Raw genomic sequence first — 15,379 nt, forward strand, 5'->3', positions numbered from 1 at the left:
TCCCCGCGCCTCGCGGACAGCCAGCCACCGACGGCCCCGCGCCACGGCCGCCCGCCAAACCAGGACCGCGCTTCGTCCATGAATTCCACGCCCATGAACTCCCAACACCGCAAACCGCTGCCCGGCACGTCGCTGGAGTATTTCGACGCGCGCGAGGCGGTCGAGGCCATCGCGCCCGGCGCCTGGGCCGGCCTGCCCTACACCTCGCGCGTGCTGGCCGAGAATCTGGTGCGACGCTGCGATCCGACCACGCTGGTCGCCTCGCTGAAGCAGCTCATCGAACGCCGCCGCGACCTCGACTTCCCGTGGTTCCCCGCGCGCGTGGTATGCCACGACATCCTCGGCCAGACGGCGCTGGTGGATCTGGCCGGCCTGCGCGACGCCATCGCCGACCAGGGCGGCGATCCGGCGAAGGTGAACCCGGTCGTGCCGGTGCAGCTGATCGTCGACCATTCGCTCGCCGTCGAATGCGGCGGCTACGACCCCGATGCGTTCGCGAAGAACCGCGCCATCGAGGATCGCCGCAACGAGGACCGCTTCCATTTCATCGAGTGGACCAAGCGCGCATTCGAGAACGTCGACGTGATCCCGCCGGGCAACGGGATCATGCATCAGATCAACCTCGAAAAGATGTCGCCGGTGATCCAGTCGCAAGGCGGCGTCGCGTTCCCCGACACCTGCGTCGGCACCGACAGTCACACGCCGCACGTCGATGCGCTGGGCGTCATCGCGATCGGCGTCGGCGGGCTTGAAGCCGAAAACGTCATGCTCGGCCGCGCGTCGTGGATGCGCCTGCCGGACATCGTCGGCGTCGAACTCACCGGCAAGCGCCAGCCCGGCATCACCGCGACCGACATCGTGCTCGCGCTCACCGAATTCCTGCGCAAGGAAAAGGTCGTCGGCGCGTACCTGGAATTCCGTGGCGAAGGCGCCGCGAGCCTGACGCTCGGCGATCGCGCGACGATCTCGAACATGGCGCCGGAGTACGGCGCGACGGCGGCGATGTTCTTCATCGACGACCAGACGCTGGAGTACCTGCGACTCACCGGCCGCGACGACGCGCAGGTGAAGCTGGTGGAAAACTACGCGAAGACCGCAGGACTGTGGGCCGACGACCTGAAGCACGCGCAGTACGAGCGCACGCTGACGTTTGACCTGTCGAGCGTCGTGCGCAACATGGCCGGGCCGTCGAATCCGCACAAGCGCCTGCCGACGTCCGACCTTACCGAGCGCGGCATCGCCGGCAACCTCGATGCCGCGCGCGCCCAGGAAGCCGAAGGCCTTATGCCCGACGGCGCGGTGATCATCGCCGCCATCACCAGCTGCACCAACACCAGCAACCCGCGCAACGTGATCGCCGCCGGCCTGCTCGCGCGCAACGCGAACGCGCGCGGCCTCACGCGCAAGCCGTGGGTGAAGACCTCGCTCGCGCCGGGCTCGAAGGCCGTGCAGCTGTACCTGGAAGACGCGAAGCTGCTGCCGGAACTCGAACGGCTCGGCTTCGGCATCGTCGCGTTCGCATGCACGACGTGCAACGGCATGTCGGGCGCGCTGGATCCGGCGATCCAGCAGGAAATCATCGACCGCGACCTGTACGCGACGGCGGTGCTGTCGGGCAATCGCAACTTCGACGGGCGCATCCATCCGTACGCGAAGCAGGCCTTCCTCGCCTCGCCGCCGCTGGTGGTCGCCTACGCCATCGCAGGCACCGTGCGTTTCGATATCGAACGCGACGCGCTGGGCACGGACGCCGACGGCAAGCCGGTCACGCTCAAGGACATCTGGCCGAGCGACGAGGAGATCGACGCCATCGTCGCGCAAAGCGTGAAGCCGGAGCAGTTCCGCCGCGTCTATGAGCCGATGTTCAACCTCCGCGTCGAACATGGCGAGCGCGTCAGCCCGCTGTACGACTGGCGCCCGCAGAGCACCTACATCCGCCGTCCGCCTTACTGGGAGGGCGCGCTGGCCGGCGAGCGCACGCTGCGCGGCCTGCGCCCACTGGCGGTGCTGGGCGACAACATCACCACCGACCATCTGTCGCCATCGAACGCGATCCTGCGCAACAGCGCCGCCGGCGAATACCTGGCGAAAATGGGCCTGCCGGAAGAGGACTTCAATTCGTACGCGACGCATCGCGGCGACCACCTCACCGCGCAGCGCGCGACGTTCGCCAATCCCACGCTGGTCAACGAGATGGCCGTGGTCGACGGCGAAGTGAAGAAGGGGTCGCTGGCGCGCATCGAACCGGACGGCCAGGTCGTGCGCATGTGGGAAGCGATCGAAACCTACATGGAACGCAAGCAGCCGCTGATCATCATCGCCGGCGCCGACTACGGCCAGGGCTCTTCGCGCGACTGGGCCGCCAAGGGCGTGCGCCTGGCGGGCGTGGAGGCGATCGTCGCCGAGGGTTTCGAGCGTATCCACCGCACGAACCTCATCGGCATGGGCGTGCTGCCGCTGGAGTTCAAGGCCGGCTTCAACCGCACCGTGCTGCGCATCGACGGCACGGAGACGTTCGATGTGATCGGCGAGCGCAAGCCGCGCGCGGATCTCACACTGGTGATCCATCGCCGTGACGGCGAGCGCGTGGAGGTGCCGGTCACCTGCCGCCTCGACAGCGACGAGGAAGTCTCGATCTACGAAGCCGGCGGCGTGCTGCAGCGCTTCGCGCAGGACTTCCTGGAATCGTCGGCGCGCGCGGCCTGACCGTCGCGCGCCCGCTTTCGCAACGTCCCTTCCCAACCCGCAAGGAGTAGCGACATGCCCGGCACCGTCACCCTGCACCGCGTCATCCGCGCCCCCGCCGAGCGCATCTACCGTGCCTTCATCACGCCCGCGGCGATGGTCAAGTGGCTTCCGCCACATGGCTTCACCGGCGACGTGCATTCGATGGACGCGCGTGTCGGCGGCAGCTACCGCATGTCGTTCACCAACTTCGGCACCGGCGGCAGCCATTCCTTCGGCGGCACATACCGCGAGATGGTCCCGGGCGAAAAGCTGCGCTACGACGACCAGTTCGACAATCCAGAGCTCCCGGGCACGATGGAAGTGGAAGTCACGCTGAAGCCCGGGATGGTTGGCACCGACGTGAGCATCGTGCAGAAGGGCATTCCGGATTCGATCCCGGTCGAGTTCTGTTACCTCGGCTGGCAGGAATCGCTGGAGATGCTGGCGAAGCTGGTGGAGCCGGAGATCCCGGACGGGGCGTGATGACTGGCGTCATCCGCGCAAAGTGGGGATCCAACTCTCCGGCATGTCTTGACCTGCGAAAGTGTGACGCGTCGGCAAGTTGGATTTCCGCCTTCGCCGGAATGGCATCGAAAAGCAACCTACGAACGAATAGACCATGACCCACGCACCGCAGATCCGCATCCCCGCCACCTACATGCGCGGCGGCACCAGCAAGGGCGTGTTCTTCCGCCTGGACGACCTGCCCGAAGCCGCGCGCGTGCCCGGCAAGGCGCGCGATGCGCTGCTGCAGCGCGTGATCGGTTCGCCCGATCCGTACGGCAAGCACACCGACGGCATGGGCGGTGCGACGTCGAGCACCAGCAAGTGCGTGATCATCTCGAAGTCGTCCGTGCCGGGGCATGATGTGGATTACCTCTACGGCCAGGTGGCCATCGAGGAATCCTTCGTCGACTGGAGCGGAAACTGCGGCAACCTGAGCACGGCGGTCGGTCCGTTCGCGATCGCCGCCGGGCTGATCGACGCCGATCGCATTCCGCAGGACGGCCTGTGCACGGTGCGCATCTGGCAGGCGAACATCGGCAAGACGATCATCGCGCACGTGCCGGTGACGAACGGGCAGGTGCAGGAAACCGGCGATTTCGAACTCGACGGCGTGACCTTCCCCGCCGCGGAAATCCAGCTGGAATTCCTCGATCCGTCGGACGACGGCGATGCGGGCGGCTCGATGTTTCCCACCGGCAATCTCGTCGACGACCTGGAAGTACCCGGCGTGGGCACGTTCAAGGCGACGATGATCACCGCCGGCATTCCCACGATCTTCCTCGACGCCGCGGACCTGGGTTACACCGGCAGCGAACTGCAGGACGCGATCAACAAGGACGCCACCGCGCTGGCGAACTTCGAGAAGATCCGCGCGCACGGCGCCCTGCGCATGGGCCTGATCAAACACCTGGACGAAGCGAAGACCCGCCAGCACACGCCGAAGGTCGCGTTCGTCGCGCCGGCGGCCGACTACGTTGCGTCGAGCGGCAAGCAGGTGGCGGCCGGCGACATCGATCTGCGCGCGCGCGCGATGTCGATGGGCAAGCTGCATCACGCGATGATGGGCACGGCAGCGGTCGCCATCGGCACGGCGGCATCGATTCCCGGCACGCTGGTGAATCGCGCGGCAGGCGGTGGCGAACGCGAGGCGGTGCGCTTCGGCCATCCCTCCGGCACGTTGCGCGTGGGCGCGCAGGTGAAGCTCGTCGACGGACAGTGGACCGTGACGAAAGCCATCATGAGCCGCAGCGCGCGCGTGCTGATGGAAGGCTGGGTGCGGGTGCCGGCGGATTCGTTCTGAACACGCAGTTGTAGCCCGGGCAAGCGGAGCGCACCGCGCCACTGTCCAATCCGCCCCGGTGGCGATGAACGCGCCGCAGCGCGTCGCACCGGCGAACTGCGATTCTCTTGGCGATTCGGCGGCTTCCCGGGTGCGCTTCGCTTACGCGGGCTACAAAGGCCGATGCGTGTTCGAGACTGACGGCGCCGAAGCGATCCCGGTTGCAGGAGGACGCAAATCTTCGACCTTCGCCAACGTCAATACAAAAGCCCCGCAAACGCGGGGCTTTTCACATCGGAGCCGTTCACTCCCACTCGATCGTGGCCGGCGGCTTCCCGCTGATGTCATACACGACGCGCGACACGCCGCGCAACTCGTTGATGATGCGGTTCGATACGCGCCCGAGGAAATCGTACGGCAGGTGCGCCCAGTGCGCGGTCATGAAGTCGATGGTTTCCACCGCGCGCAGCGCGATCACCCATTCGTAGGCGCGCGCGTCGCCGACCACGCCCACCGACTTCACCGGCAGGAACACGGCGAAGGCCTGGCTCACGCGGTCGTAGAGATCGGCCTTGCGCAGCTCTTCGATGAAGATGTGGTCGGCGCGCGCGAGCAGTTCGGCATGTTCGCGCTTTACTTCGCCGAGGATGCGCACGCCCAGGCCGGGGCCCGGGAACGGATGACGGTAGACCATCGCGCGCGGCAGGCCGAGTTCGACGCCGAGGCGGCGCACTTCGTCCTTGAACAGCTCGCGCAGCGGTTCGACCAGGCGCAGCTTCATGTCTTCCGGCAGGCCGCCGACGTTGTGGTGGCTCTTGATGACGTGCGCCTTGCCGGTCTTGCTGCCGGCCGACTCGATCACGTCCGGGTAGATGGTGCCCTGCGCCAGCCACTTCGCGTTGGCGAGCTTGGCCGACTCCTCGTCGAAGATCTCGACGAACAGGTTGCCGATGATCTTGCGCTTGGCTTCGGGATCCTCGACGCCGGCCAGCGCCTTGAAGTAGCGGTCGGCGGCGTTCACGCGCACGACCTTCACGCCCATGTGCTCGGCAAACATCGCCATCACCTGGTCGCCTTCGTTCCAGCGCAGCAGTCCGGTGTCGACGAACACGCAGGTGAGCTGCTCGCCGATCGCCTTGTGCAGCAGCGCGGCCACGACGGAGGAATCCACGCCGCCGGACAGGCCGAGGATCACCTCGTCCGAGCCGACCTGCTCGCGCACGCGGGCGATCTGGTCCTCGATGATGTTCGCCGCGGTCCACAGCGTCTTGCAGCCGCAGATGTCGGCGACGAAGCGGCGCAGCAGCGTCTGGCCCTGCTTGGTGTGCGTGACTTCCGGATGGAACTGCACGCCGTACCAGCGCTTGTCCTCGCGCGCCATCGCGGCGACCGGGATGCGGTCGGTTACGGCGGTGACGGTCCAGCCCGGCGGCGCCTTGGCGACATGGTCGCCGTGGCTCATCCACACGTCGATGCGCGGCTCGCCGTCGTGGTCGGTCAGCCCACCCAGCAGCGCGTCGTGCGCGACGAGTTCGACTTCAGCGTGGCCGAATTCGCGCGCGTCGGCCGCTTCGGTCGCGCCGCCCAGCTGCGCGGCGAGCGTCTGCATGCCATAGCAGATGCCCAGGATCGGCAGGTTCGAATCGAACACCTCCTGCGGGGCGCGGGGTGCACCTTCTTCCGTCGTCGACTCCGGACCGCCCGACAGGATGATGCCCTTCGCGCCGAACGCGGCGATCTCCGCCGGATCGTGGTCCCACGCCCAGATTTCGCAGTAGACGCCGATCTCGCGGATGCGGCGGGCGATCAGCTGCGTGTACTGCGCGCCGAAATCGAGGATGAGGATCTTGTCGCTGTGGATGTTGGTCATTCGGGCGTGATTCGTGATGGGTGATTCGTGATTCGAGGAGAAGCCCGGCGACTGTGCCGGGATCGGCTCTTTCGAATCACCAATCCCGAATCACGAATCACGTCGGGCCAGCGTCAGCTGGCCCGATAATTCGGCGGTTCCTTCGTGATCTGCACGTCGTGCACGTGGCTCTCGCGCGCGCCGGCATTGGTGATACGCACGAAGCTCGGTTTCTTGCGCATGTCCTCGATGCTTGCGCAGCCGACGTAGCCCATCGTGGCGCGCAGGCCGCCGGCGAGCTGGTGCACGACGTTGCGCAGCGGGCCGCGATACGGGACGCGGCCTTCGATGCCCTCCGGTACCAGCTTGTCGGCGTCGGAGGCATCCTGGAAATAGCGGTCCTTCGAACCCTGCTCCATCGCGCCCAGCGAGCCCATGCCGCGGTAGCTCTTGTAGCTGCGGCCCTGGAACAGTTCGACTTCGCCGGGCGCTTCCTCGGTGCCGGCGAACAGGCCGCCGATCATCACCGTCGAGGCGCCGGCCACGATGGCCTTGCCGATGTCGCCCGAGTAGCGGATGCCGCCGTCGGCGATCAGCGGGATGCGGTCCTGCAGCGCTTCGGCGACCATCGCCACCGCGGTGACCTGCGGCACGCCCACGCCCGCGACGATGCGGGTGGTGCAGATCGAACCCGGGCCGACGCCGACCTTCACCGCGTCGGCGCCGTTGTCCATCAGCGCGAGCGCGGCATCGCCGGTGACGATGTTGCCGCCGATGACCTGCAGCTGCGGGAAGTTCTTCTTCACCCAGTTGACGCGATCGAGCACGCCCTGCGAATGGCCGTGCGCGGTATCGACCACGACCACGTCCACGCCGGCCGCGGCGAGCGCTTCCACGCGCGCCTCGGTGTCGCCGCCGACGCCCACGGCCGCGCCGACCAGCAGGCGTTCGCTGGTGTCGTAGGCGGCGTTGGGGTTGTCGGACTTCTTCTGGATGTCCTTCACGGTGATCAGGCCGCGCAGCTCGAAGCCGTCGTTGACCACCAGCACCTTCTCGATGCGGTGCTTGTGCAGCAGGCTCAGGACTTCCTCGTCGGTGGCGCCTTCGCGCACCGTCACCAGGCGGTCCTTCTTGGTCATGATGTGGCGGACCGGATCGTCGAGCTTCTTTTCGAAGCGCATGTCGCGGCTGGTGACGATGCCCATCAGCTGGCCGCCTTCCACCACCGGCACGCCGGAGATGTTGCGCGCGCGGGTGAGCTTGAGCACTTCGCCGATCGTCGTGTCGGGCCCGACGGTGAAGGGCTCCTTGATCACGCCGGCCTCGAACTTCTTGACCTGCGCGACGTGCGCGGCCTGCGCTTGCAGCGTCATGTTCTTGTGGATGATGCTGATGCCGCCGAGCTGGGCCATGGCGATGGCCAGGCGCGCTTCGCTGACCGTGTCCATCGCGGCCGAAAGGATCGGCAGCCGGATGTTCAGGTCGCGGGTGAGGCGGGTCGTGAGCGAGACGTCCTTGGGCAGGACCGTCGAATGGGCCGGGACGAGCGAGACGTCGTCGTAGGTCAGTGCTTCAGCCTGGATGCGCAGCATGGGCGGGGGCCGGGAGGCGGATGAAGCGCGACATTGTAGCGTGTCTGGCGTCCCTCACGCCTGCTTCGCGCCGGGACAAGTCGTTCTACTGAGGCTGCCGGTCGCGCTTGACGCGATTTGCTTCGCAAATCACGTCCGAGGCTAGCGCCACACCCGCCCCTCGCGGCTTCGCCGCGACCGCCCCTAACTTAGGGGCTGGGGCAAAGCCCGGCTTCGTTCGCCACTGCTGCCTCGCTTTTTGAGCCCCTCTCCCTACCGGAGAGGGGTTGGGGTGAGGGGCAACGAAGCGGCAGCGGAACCGTTTGCCTCATGGGAACACCGCTGGCGAGCCCGCGACTACTTAACCGCGTGCCACCCCTGCCCCGAATCCGCGGCCTCTGCCGCTTCCAGCGTGTTCTGCATCAGCGTGGCGACCGTCATCGGGCCTACGCCGCCCGGGACCGGCGTGATCCAGCTGGCGCGCTGGGCGGCCGCGTCGAAGCCGACGTCGCCCACCAGGCGGCCGTCGTCGAGGCGGTTGATGCCCACGTCGATCACGACCGCGCCCGGCTTCACCCATTCACCGGGGATCAGCCCCGGGCGGCCGACCGCCACCACGAGGATGTCGGCGTTGCGGACCGAGGCTTCGAGGACCTCGGGCGGCGTGAACTTGTGGCAGCTGGTGACCGTGCAGCCGGCGATCAGCAGTTCCAGCGCCATCGGGCGGCCGACGTGGTTGGAGACGCCGACGATCGTCGCGCTCTGCCCGCGCACCGGGCGGTCGGTATAGGCCAGCAGCGTGGTGATGCCGCGCGGCGTGCACGGGCGCAGGCCGAACTGGCGCAGCGCGAGGTGGCCGACATTCTCCGGATGGAAGCCGTCCACGTCCTTGCGCGGGTCGATGCGGTGGATCAGCTCCGTCGCGTCGCGGCGATCCGGCAGCGGCAGCTGGACCAGGATGCCGTGCACGTCCGGATCGGCATTGAGCGCGTCGATCAGCGCGAGCAGCTCATCGTTGCCGGTGTCGGCCGGCAGGTCGTAGTCGATCGCGCGGATGCCCACTTTCTGCGCCGCACGCCGTTTGTTCTTCACGTAGACGCTGGACGCCGGATCGTTGCCGACCAGCACCACCGCCAGCCCCGGGCGCGATTTGCCCGATGCGACGCGCGCATCGACGCGGCTCTTGAGCGTGTCGAGCAGGTCTTCGGCGATGCGCTTGCCATCGAGGATGCGGGCCGGTGCGTGGGTCGTGGAGACGGTCATGCCGTGGGCTGGAGTACATTCGGGCCGAGGATTATCGCTCAAGCCATCCCGGAAGGCCGGCCCGCCGTGCCTGGCCCCCGCCTCCCCCACTCCGGACCGCCCGACACCGCACATGACCGACACCGATTTCGAAACCACCCAGATCGAGGCCGCCGCGTTCCGGCGCCTGCTCCAGCACCTGCTGCAGGAGCGCCCGGACGTGCAGAACATCGACCTGATGATCAACGCCGGCTTCTGCCGCAACTGCCTGGCCGACTGGTACCGGGAGGCCGCCGAGCAGCGCGGCATCACGATGACCAAGGACGAGGCGCGCGAAGCCATCTACGGCATGCCCTTCGCGCAGTGGAAGGCGCAGCACCAGCGCGAGGCGACGCCGGAACAGCTGGCGGCGTTCGAGGCGGCGCAACGCCGGCACGCAGGATGAGCGCGATGCGCCGCCAGTTGCTGGGCTGGGCGGCGCTGCCGGTGCTCGGCTACGCCGGGCTGGTCGCGTGGCTGTTCTCCAAGCAGCGCGACCTGATCTATCTGCCCGAAGGCACGCGCATCGACGTGCCGCAGACCGATTTCACCCTGGCGCGCGGCGACGTGCAGCTGCATGGCTGGGTGCTGCATGCGCAGGCAGGCCGGCCCGTGATCTACTTCGGCGGCAATGCCGAAAGCGTCCACAACCGGCGGGAAATGCTCGACCGCCTGCTGCCCGATCGCGCGGTCTACCTGGTTTCGTATCGCGGCTACGGCACCAGCGGCGGCCAGCCCACCGAGACGATGCTGCTCGGCGATGCGCTGGCGCTGTTCGACGACGTGCGCGCGCGCCATCCGGATGAACCCATCGCGGTGATCGGCTCCAGCCTGGGCAGCGGCGTGGCCAGTTACGTGGCCAGCCAGCGGGCGGTTTCGCAACTGGTGCTCATCGCGCCGTTCGACAGCCTGACGGCCGTGGCGCAGGCGCACTACCCGATGTTCCCGGTACGGTGGATCCTGCGCGACCGGTTCGATTCCATCGACCGTCTGCGCGGCTACGAAGGCGAGGTGATGATCGTGCGCGCCGCGCTCGACCAGGTGGTGCCGCCGGCGAACACCAACCGCCTGATCGCCGCGTTCGGCAAGCCACCGAAGGTGGTGGACCTGCCGCAGGCCGGGCACAACACGATCAGCGGCGATCCGGTGTTCGAGCGGGCGCTGGCCGACTTCCTGCGCTGAAGACTACGCCGCGCAGAACTTCACGTAGTCGATGTAGCCCGGGAATTCGCGTTCCGCCGCGCACACCGGGCAGTCCGGATCGGCCGGCAGCCGCGTCTCGCGGAAGCGCATGCCCATCGCATCGAAATGCAGCAGCCGCCCGGCGAGCGGTTCGCCGATGCCGAGGATCAGCTTGATCGCCTCGGTCGCCTGCAGCATGCCGATCACGCCGGGCAGCACGCCGAGCACGCCGGCTTCGGCGCAGTTCGGCGCGGCTTCCGGCGGCGGCGGCTCGGGGAACAGGCAGCGATAGCACGGCGCGTGGCCGCGATGGCGCCCGGCATCGAACACGCTCACCTGCCCTTCGAAGCGATGCACCGCGCCGTACACCAGCGGCTTGCCCAGTTTCACGCAGGCATCGTTGAGCAGGTAACGCACCGGGAAATTGTCGGCGCCGTCGATCACGACGTCGGCGCCTTCGATGAGCCGTTCGACGTTCGCCGCCGTGATCCGCTCCTGGAAGGTTTCGATCGCCACCGTCGGATTCAGCGCCGACAGGGCGATGCGCGCCGATTCGACCTTCGGCACGCCGATGCGGTCTTCGGTGTGCAGGATCTGCCGCTGCAGGTTGCTGCGATCGACGATGTCGTCGTCCGCCAGCACGATCGTGCCGATGCCCGCCGCCGCGAGATAGAACGCGGCCGGCGAACCGAGTCCGCCCGCGCCGACCATCGCGATGCGGGCGTCCTGGAGCCTGCGCTGCCCCGCCTCGCCGACTTCCGGCAGGCGCAGGTGGCGCGAGTAGCGGTCGTAGAAATCGAAGTCGCGTTCGTCGCGGGTGATCGGCAACCCTTCGGCGATCCAGCGCGTGGTGCCGCCTTCCACCGACGCGACGCGCGAATACCCGGCCGCGTGCAGCGCCTGCGCCGCCTTCATCGAACGCGCACCGGACTGGCAGATCAGCAATACGTCCGCGCCGCGATCGGGCAACGCGGCCCGCGGATCGGCTTCCAGTTCCCCGCGTGCGATGCCCAGCGCCCCTTCGGCGAAACCGGTGGCGCGTTCGTGCGACTCGCGCACGTCCACGATGACGGCGCCTTCGCGCTGGCGGCGCAGGGCGTCGGCGGGGGCGATGAGTTCGATCCTTGCCGCGGTGTTCATGGGCCGATTATCGCGCCTTACGCGTAGCGCAGGACCTCGACCACGGTGCCGGCGGCCAAACGCTGCGGTCCATCCGGCACGACGATCAGCGCGTTCGACTCGCCGACCGCGCGCAGCCGGTGCGAGCCGGCGGCGGGATTCGGATCGGCGCGCAGCACGCCGTGGTCGTCGCAGAACACGGTGGCGCGCAGGAATTCGCGGCGCGGGTGGGTCTTTTCCAGCGGCGAGACGAGCTGCGCGCGCTCCACGGTGCGTGGCTCGGTGCGCCCCTGCAGGGCGTCGATCAGCGGCCGGCCCAAGCCGAGGAAGGTCGCGAACACCGATACGGGATTTCCCGGCAGCGCCAACACGCGCGCCTGGTCGAGGCTGCCGAACAGCACCGGCATGCCCGGCTTCATCCGCACCTTCCAGAAATGCACCTGGCCGAACTGCCGCACGACGGCCGGAATGTGGTCCTTCTCGCCGGCCGACACGGCGCCGCAGGTGACGATCAGGTCGAACGCGCAGCCCGCGTCGCGCAGTGCGATCTCGACCTGCTTCGGGTCGTCGGGCAGGCGCGGCCACGCGGTCGGTTCGAGGCCCTCGGCGCGCAGCAGGCCCATCAGCAATTCGCGGTTGCTGTCGTGGATCTCGCCCGGCGACAGCGGCATGCCCGGTTCCACCAGTTCGTCGCCGCTGCTGAACACCGCCACCGTCGGCCTGCGGAACACCGACAGCGACGGCACGCCCAGCGACGCGGCCAGCGACACGCGCGCCGGCGTCAGGCGCTGGCCCGCATGCAGCACGACGTCGCCGGGCTGCACGTCCTCGCCGGCGTGGCGCAGGTTCGCACCGGCGTCCGGGGACTTGAGGACCACGATGCGGTCGCCTTCGGCCCGCGTGTTCTCCTTGATCACGACGGTGTCGGCGCCCGCCGGCATCGGCGCGCCGGTGGTGATGCGAACGCATTCGCCCTCGCCCACCGTCAGGTCGAGCGCGCGGCCCGCGAACTGCTCGCCGGCGAGGCGCAGCGTGGTCTCGCCTTCGCGCAGGTCGGCATGGCGCAGCGCGAACCCGTCCATCGCACTGTTGTCGAACGGCGGCAGTGCGATCGGCGCACGCACATCGGCGGCGAGGATGCGGCCGTGCGTGCGCCCGAGCGGCAGGCTTTCCGTATCGAGCCGGTGTTTCGCCGCGATGTCGCGGACGATGGCGACGGCGGCGTCGAAAGCCAGTTGCGTGGGGAAGTCGCTCATTCGGGTCGATCGCGTCCGTCGGATTCGCCGGGCATCGCGCCGGCGGCGGCGAGATCCTCCGGCGTGTTGAGGTTGCCGAAGCGTACGCCGTCCAGTCGAACGGCGGTCATGCGAAGGCGGCGTTGCAGCGAATGGATGGCGAGGTCGCGGGCTTCGATCGCCTGCACCGCCGCGCTGCGCAGCGGTGCGACGGGCCACAACGCGACGAGCGGCTGCGGGCCGTCGTCGTCCACGGCATGCGCGCCGTGCTCGCCGGCTGCGGCGCATAGGCTCTGGACCAGGCAGTCGCTGACGCCGACCAGATCCACCGGAAGCGTCAGCAGCCACCGCGTCGCGCAGGCATCGGCGAGTGCGTCGAGCGCGGCAAGCGGGCCGAGATCGGGGCCCGCGCGATCGGCGATCGCACGCAGGCCGATGGCCTCGTAACGCTCGGCATGGCGATTCGCGCTGACCAGGATCGTCGCGGTTTCGGCGGCAAAGCGGCGGCGCCAGCGTTCGACCTGCGGCACCCCATCGCGCGTGAGCCATGCCTTGTCGACACCGCCCAGCCGGCTCGCGCGTCCGCCCGCGAGGATGCCGAGGGTGATGTCAGAGGACCGGAGCGCCATGTGCGGGATTTTACGGCGTGGACGCGGCGGCGACTTGATCCGTGAGGGATTGGGGGCTGTCCACTGAACTGCCCCGCACCGCGTCAACCTCGCCATCCCGGCGAAGGCCGCGATCCAGGCCGTCAAGCGAAAAAGCAGGATGGGTTCCGGCTTGCGCTGGAATGACGGTCAGCCCCTCTCCCATGGGAGAGGGGTTGGGGTGAGGGGCAACGAAGCGATGGCGCTGAACGACCGGTGCCGTGCTGCGCTGCTGCTTTCGCCGCTCCAGCGGGTAGCAAATGAATTCCAGCATTCGCTGGAAGGACGGTGAAGTGGTTTGCCGCACGGGAGTGCCCGTCCGATACGAGCCTGGATCCCGGCCTTCGTCGGATGACGCCCGACCACTTCGCTGGGACGACGCAATCACTTCCCCGGATGACTCACTTCGCCGGGATACGCCATCACAAAAACCTTCGCGCCGTGCGCGAAAGCGGGATCGCGTCACTTCCCCTTCTTGACGTGCCGCAGCATCCGGCGCTTGCGCGCGACCTGGCGATCGGTGAGCACGTTCTTCTTGCCTTCGTACGGGTTCGCGCCTTCCTTGAACACGAAACGCACCGGCGTGCCGACCAGCTTGAAGCGCTTTCGGAAGAAGTTCTCCAGATAGCGCTTGTAGGTGTCGCTCAGCGTGCGCAGGCGCGTGCCGTGCACGACGAAGGTCGGCGGATTGTTCGCTGCCGGATGCGCGTAACGCAGCTTGGCGACGTGACCGCGCACCGTCGGCGGCGGGTTGGTTTCGTAGGCGACTTCCAGCGCCTTGTTCACTTCGCTGGTGCTGAACTCGTGCGTGGCCGACGCGTGCGCGCGATGAATCGCCCGGAACAGTTCACGCAGCCCCGAACCGTGCTTCGCGCTGATGCGCACCGCTTCGGCCCAGTCGACGAAGCCCAGCTTGCGCGTGAGCAGCGCCTCGGCCTGCTGGCGCTGGTAGTCGGTCAGGCCGTCCCACTTGTTGACGGCGACGACCAGCGCGCGGCCCGCATCGAGTGCGTGGCCCAGCACGGTGGCGTCCTGGTCGGTGATGCCTTCGCTGGCGTCGAGCATCACCACCGCGACCTGGCACTGCTCGATCGCCTGCAGCGTCTTGACGATGGAGAACTTCTCCACCGCTTCCTCCACGCGCGCCTTGCGGCGCAGGCCGGCGGTGTCGATCAGGCGGTACAGGCGACCGTCGCGCTCCATGTCGATGGAAACCGAGTCGCGCGTCGTGCCCGGTACTTCGGACGCGATCATGCGCTCCTCGCCGAGCAGGCGATTCACCAGCGTCGACTTGCCCACGTTGGGGCGACCGATGAAGGCCACGCGGATGCGCGAGGGATCGGTGTCGAGCTCCGTGGCCGCGCCCTCTTCCGGCACGCGCTTGAGCACGCGGTCGATCAGTTCGTCGATGCCCTGGCGGTGCGCCGAGGACACGGCGATGACGTCGTTGATGCCGTAGCGGGCGAATTCGTTGATCGCGGCCTGCGCGTCGAGACCGTCGGTCTTGTTCACCACCAGCATCGCCGGGCGCGCGGACTTGCGCAGCCAGGCGAGGATCTCGTCGTCCAGCGCCGAGGCGCCTTCGCGGCCGTCGACCACGAACAGCACCAGGTCGGCCTCCTCGGCCGCCGAGCGCGCCTGCCGGGCGGTGGCGCCGGCCAGCCCCTCGTCCTCGCCGGCGATGCCGCCGGTGTCGACGATGGCGAACGGGCGCTTCCCCTCCGGTCGCGCCACGCCGTAGTTGCGATCGCGCGTGACGCCGGGCTGGTCGTGGACCAGGGCGTCGCGGGTGCGCGTCAGCGCATTGAACAGCGTGGATTTTCCGACGTTGGGGCGACCAACGAGGGCGACGAGCGGAAGCATGGTCAGGGCCGGGATTGGATTGGGGAGCCGGGATTTGCACAGTGCGGGCCGCGCGGGCCGCACCGAATCCGAGGGCGCCATGATGACGGGCCGGGCGGAAAAAAGGAAACGACCGGCAC

The 15,379-nt window shown here is 68.3% G+C and carries 12 protein-coding genes; 5 read left to right on the top strand and 7 right to left on the bottom strand.

The window, feature by feature from the left end; genetic code table 11:
- The first annotated feature begins 93 nt into the window (after positions 1-93).
- The 3 genes from acnD (at position 94) to prpF (ending at position 4,534) form a co-directional block, all read left to right on the top strand.
- Positions 94-2,706, top strand: a complete 2,613-nt coding sequence (acnD, locus tag I4U41_RS00705) for a Fe/S-dependent 2-methylisocitrate dehydratase AcnD (protein ID WP_206858778.1) — start codon at positions 94-96, stop codon at positions 2,704-2,706.
- 54 nt (positions 2,707-2,760) lie between these two features.
- Positions 2,761-3,210, top strand: coding sequence for an SRPBCC family protein (locus I4U41_RS00710; RefSeq protein WP_206858779.1), 450 nt, complete (start codon positions 2,761-2,763; stop codon positions 3,208-3,210).
- Between the two features lie 136 nt (positions 3,211-3,346).
- Positions 3,347-4,534: a 2-methylaconitate cis-trans isomerase PrpF gene (gene prpF / locus I4U41_RS00715; RefSeq protein WP_206858780.1), complete on the top strand. Its 1,188-nt coding sequence runs from the start codon at positions 3,347-3,349 to the stop codon at positions 4,532-4,534.
- A gap of 283 nt (positions 4,535-4,817) precedes the next feature.
- Here the strand turns inward: prpF and guaA are convergent, their stop codons facing one another.
- The 3 genes from guaA to folD form a co-directional block, all read right to left on the bottom strand.
- A complete protein-coding gene (guaA, locus tag I4U41_RS00720; RefSeq protein WP_206858785.1) occupies positions 4,818-6,383 on the bottom strand; it encodes a glutamine-hydrolyzing GMP synthase in 1,566 nt (521 codons plus the stop codon).
- A 113-nt stretch (positions 6,384-6,496) separates the two neighbouring features.
- Positions 6,497-7,954: an IMP dehydrogenase gene (gene guaB / locus I4U41_RS00725; RefSeq protein WP_206858792.1), complete on the bottom strand. Its 1,458-nt coding sequence runs from the start codon at positions 7,952-7,954 to the stop codon at positions 6,497-6,499.
- A 336-nt stretch (positions 7,955-8,290) separates the two neighbouring features.
- A complete protein-coding gene (gene folD, locus I4U41_RS00730) occupies positions 8,291-9,196 on the bottom strand; it encodes a bifunctional methylenetetrahydrofolate dehydrogenase/methenyltetrahydrofolate cyclohydrolase FolD (protein WP_206858795.1) in 906 nt (301 codons plus the stop codon).
- 112 nt (positions 9,197-9,308) lie between these two features.
- Here folD and I4U41_RS00735 point away from each other — a divergent pair, with 112 nt between their 5' ends.
- Positions 9,309-9,620 (top strand): DUF1244 domain-containing protein, encoded by a 312-nt coding sequence (locus tag I4U41_RS00735; protein ID WP_206858798.1) that lies wholly within the window; start codon positions 9,309-9,311, stop codon positions 9,618-9,620.
- Between the two features lie 5 nt (positions 9,621-9,625).
- Entirely contained in the window at positions 9,626-10,396 is a 771-nt protein-coding gene (locus I4U41_RS00740) for an alpha/beta hydrolase (RefSeq protein ID WP_206858806.1), read from the top strand.
- Between the two features lie 3 nt (positions 10,397-10,399).
- Here I4U41_RS00740 and moeB read toward each other — a convergent pair whose 3' ends face one another.
- The 4 genes from moeB to der all read right to left on the bottom strand — a co-directional run bounded on the left by moeB (position 10,400) and on the right by der (position 15,260).
- Positions 10,400-11,536 (bottom strand): molybdopterin-synthase adenylyltransferase MoeB, encoded by a 1,137-nt coding sequence (gene moeB, locus I4U41_RS00745; RefSeq protein WP_206858807.1) that lies wholly within the window; start codon positions 11,534-11,536, stop codon positions 10,400-10,402.
- Positions 11,537-11,553: 17 nt separating this feature from the next.
- Positions 11,554-12,771 carry a molybdopterin molybdotransferase MoeA gene (locus I4U41_RS00750; RefSeq protein WP_206858808.1) on the bottom strand — a complete coding sequence of 406 codons (1,218 nt, stop codon included), beginning with the start codon at positions 12,769-12,771 and terminating at the stop codon, positions 11,554-11,556.
- Positions 12,768-13,379, bottom strand: a complete 612-nt coding sequence (mobA, locus tag I4U41_RS00755) for a molybdenum cofactor guanylyltransferase (RefSeq protein WP_206858809.1) — start codon at positions 13,377-13,379, stop codon at positions 12,768-12,770. Before mobA ends, I4U41_RS00750 begins: the two co-directional genes overlap by 4 nt.
- Before the next feature lie 480 nt (positions 13,380-13,859).
- On the bottom strand, positions 13,860-15,260 hold the full coding sequence (der, locus tag I4U41_RS00760) for a ribosome biogenesis GTPase Der (protein ID WP_206858812.1): 1,401 nt from the start codon (positions 15,258-15,260) through the stop codon (positions 13,860-13,862).
- Positions 15,261-15,379: the final 119 nt, after the last annotated feature.

This window comes from Lysobacter changpingensis, from assembly GCF_017308985.1.
GTDB lineage: Bacteria > Pseudomonadota > Gammaproteobacteria > Xanthomonadales > Xanthomonadaceae > Lysobacter_J > Lysobacter_J changpingensis.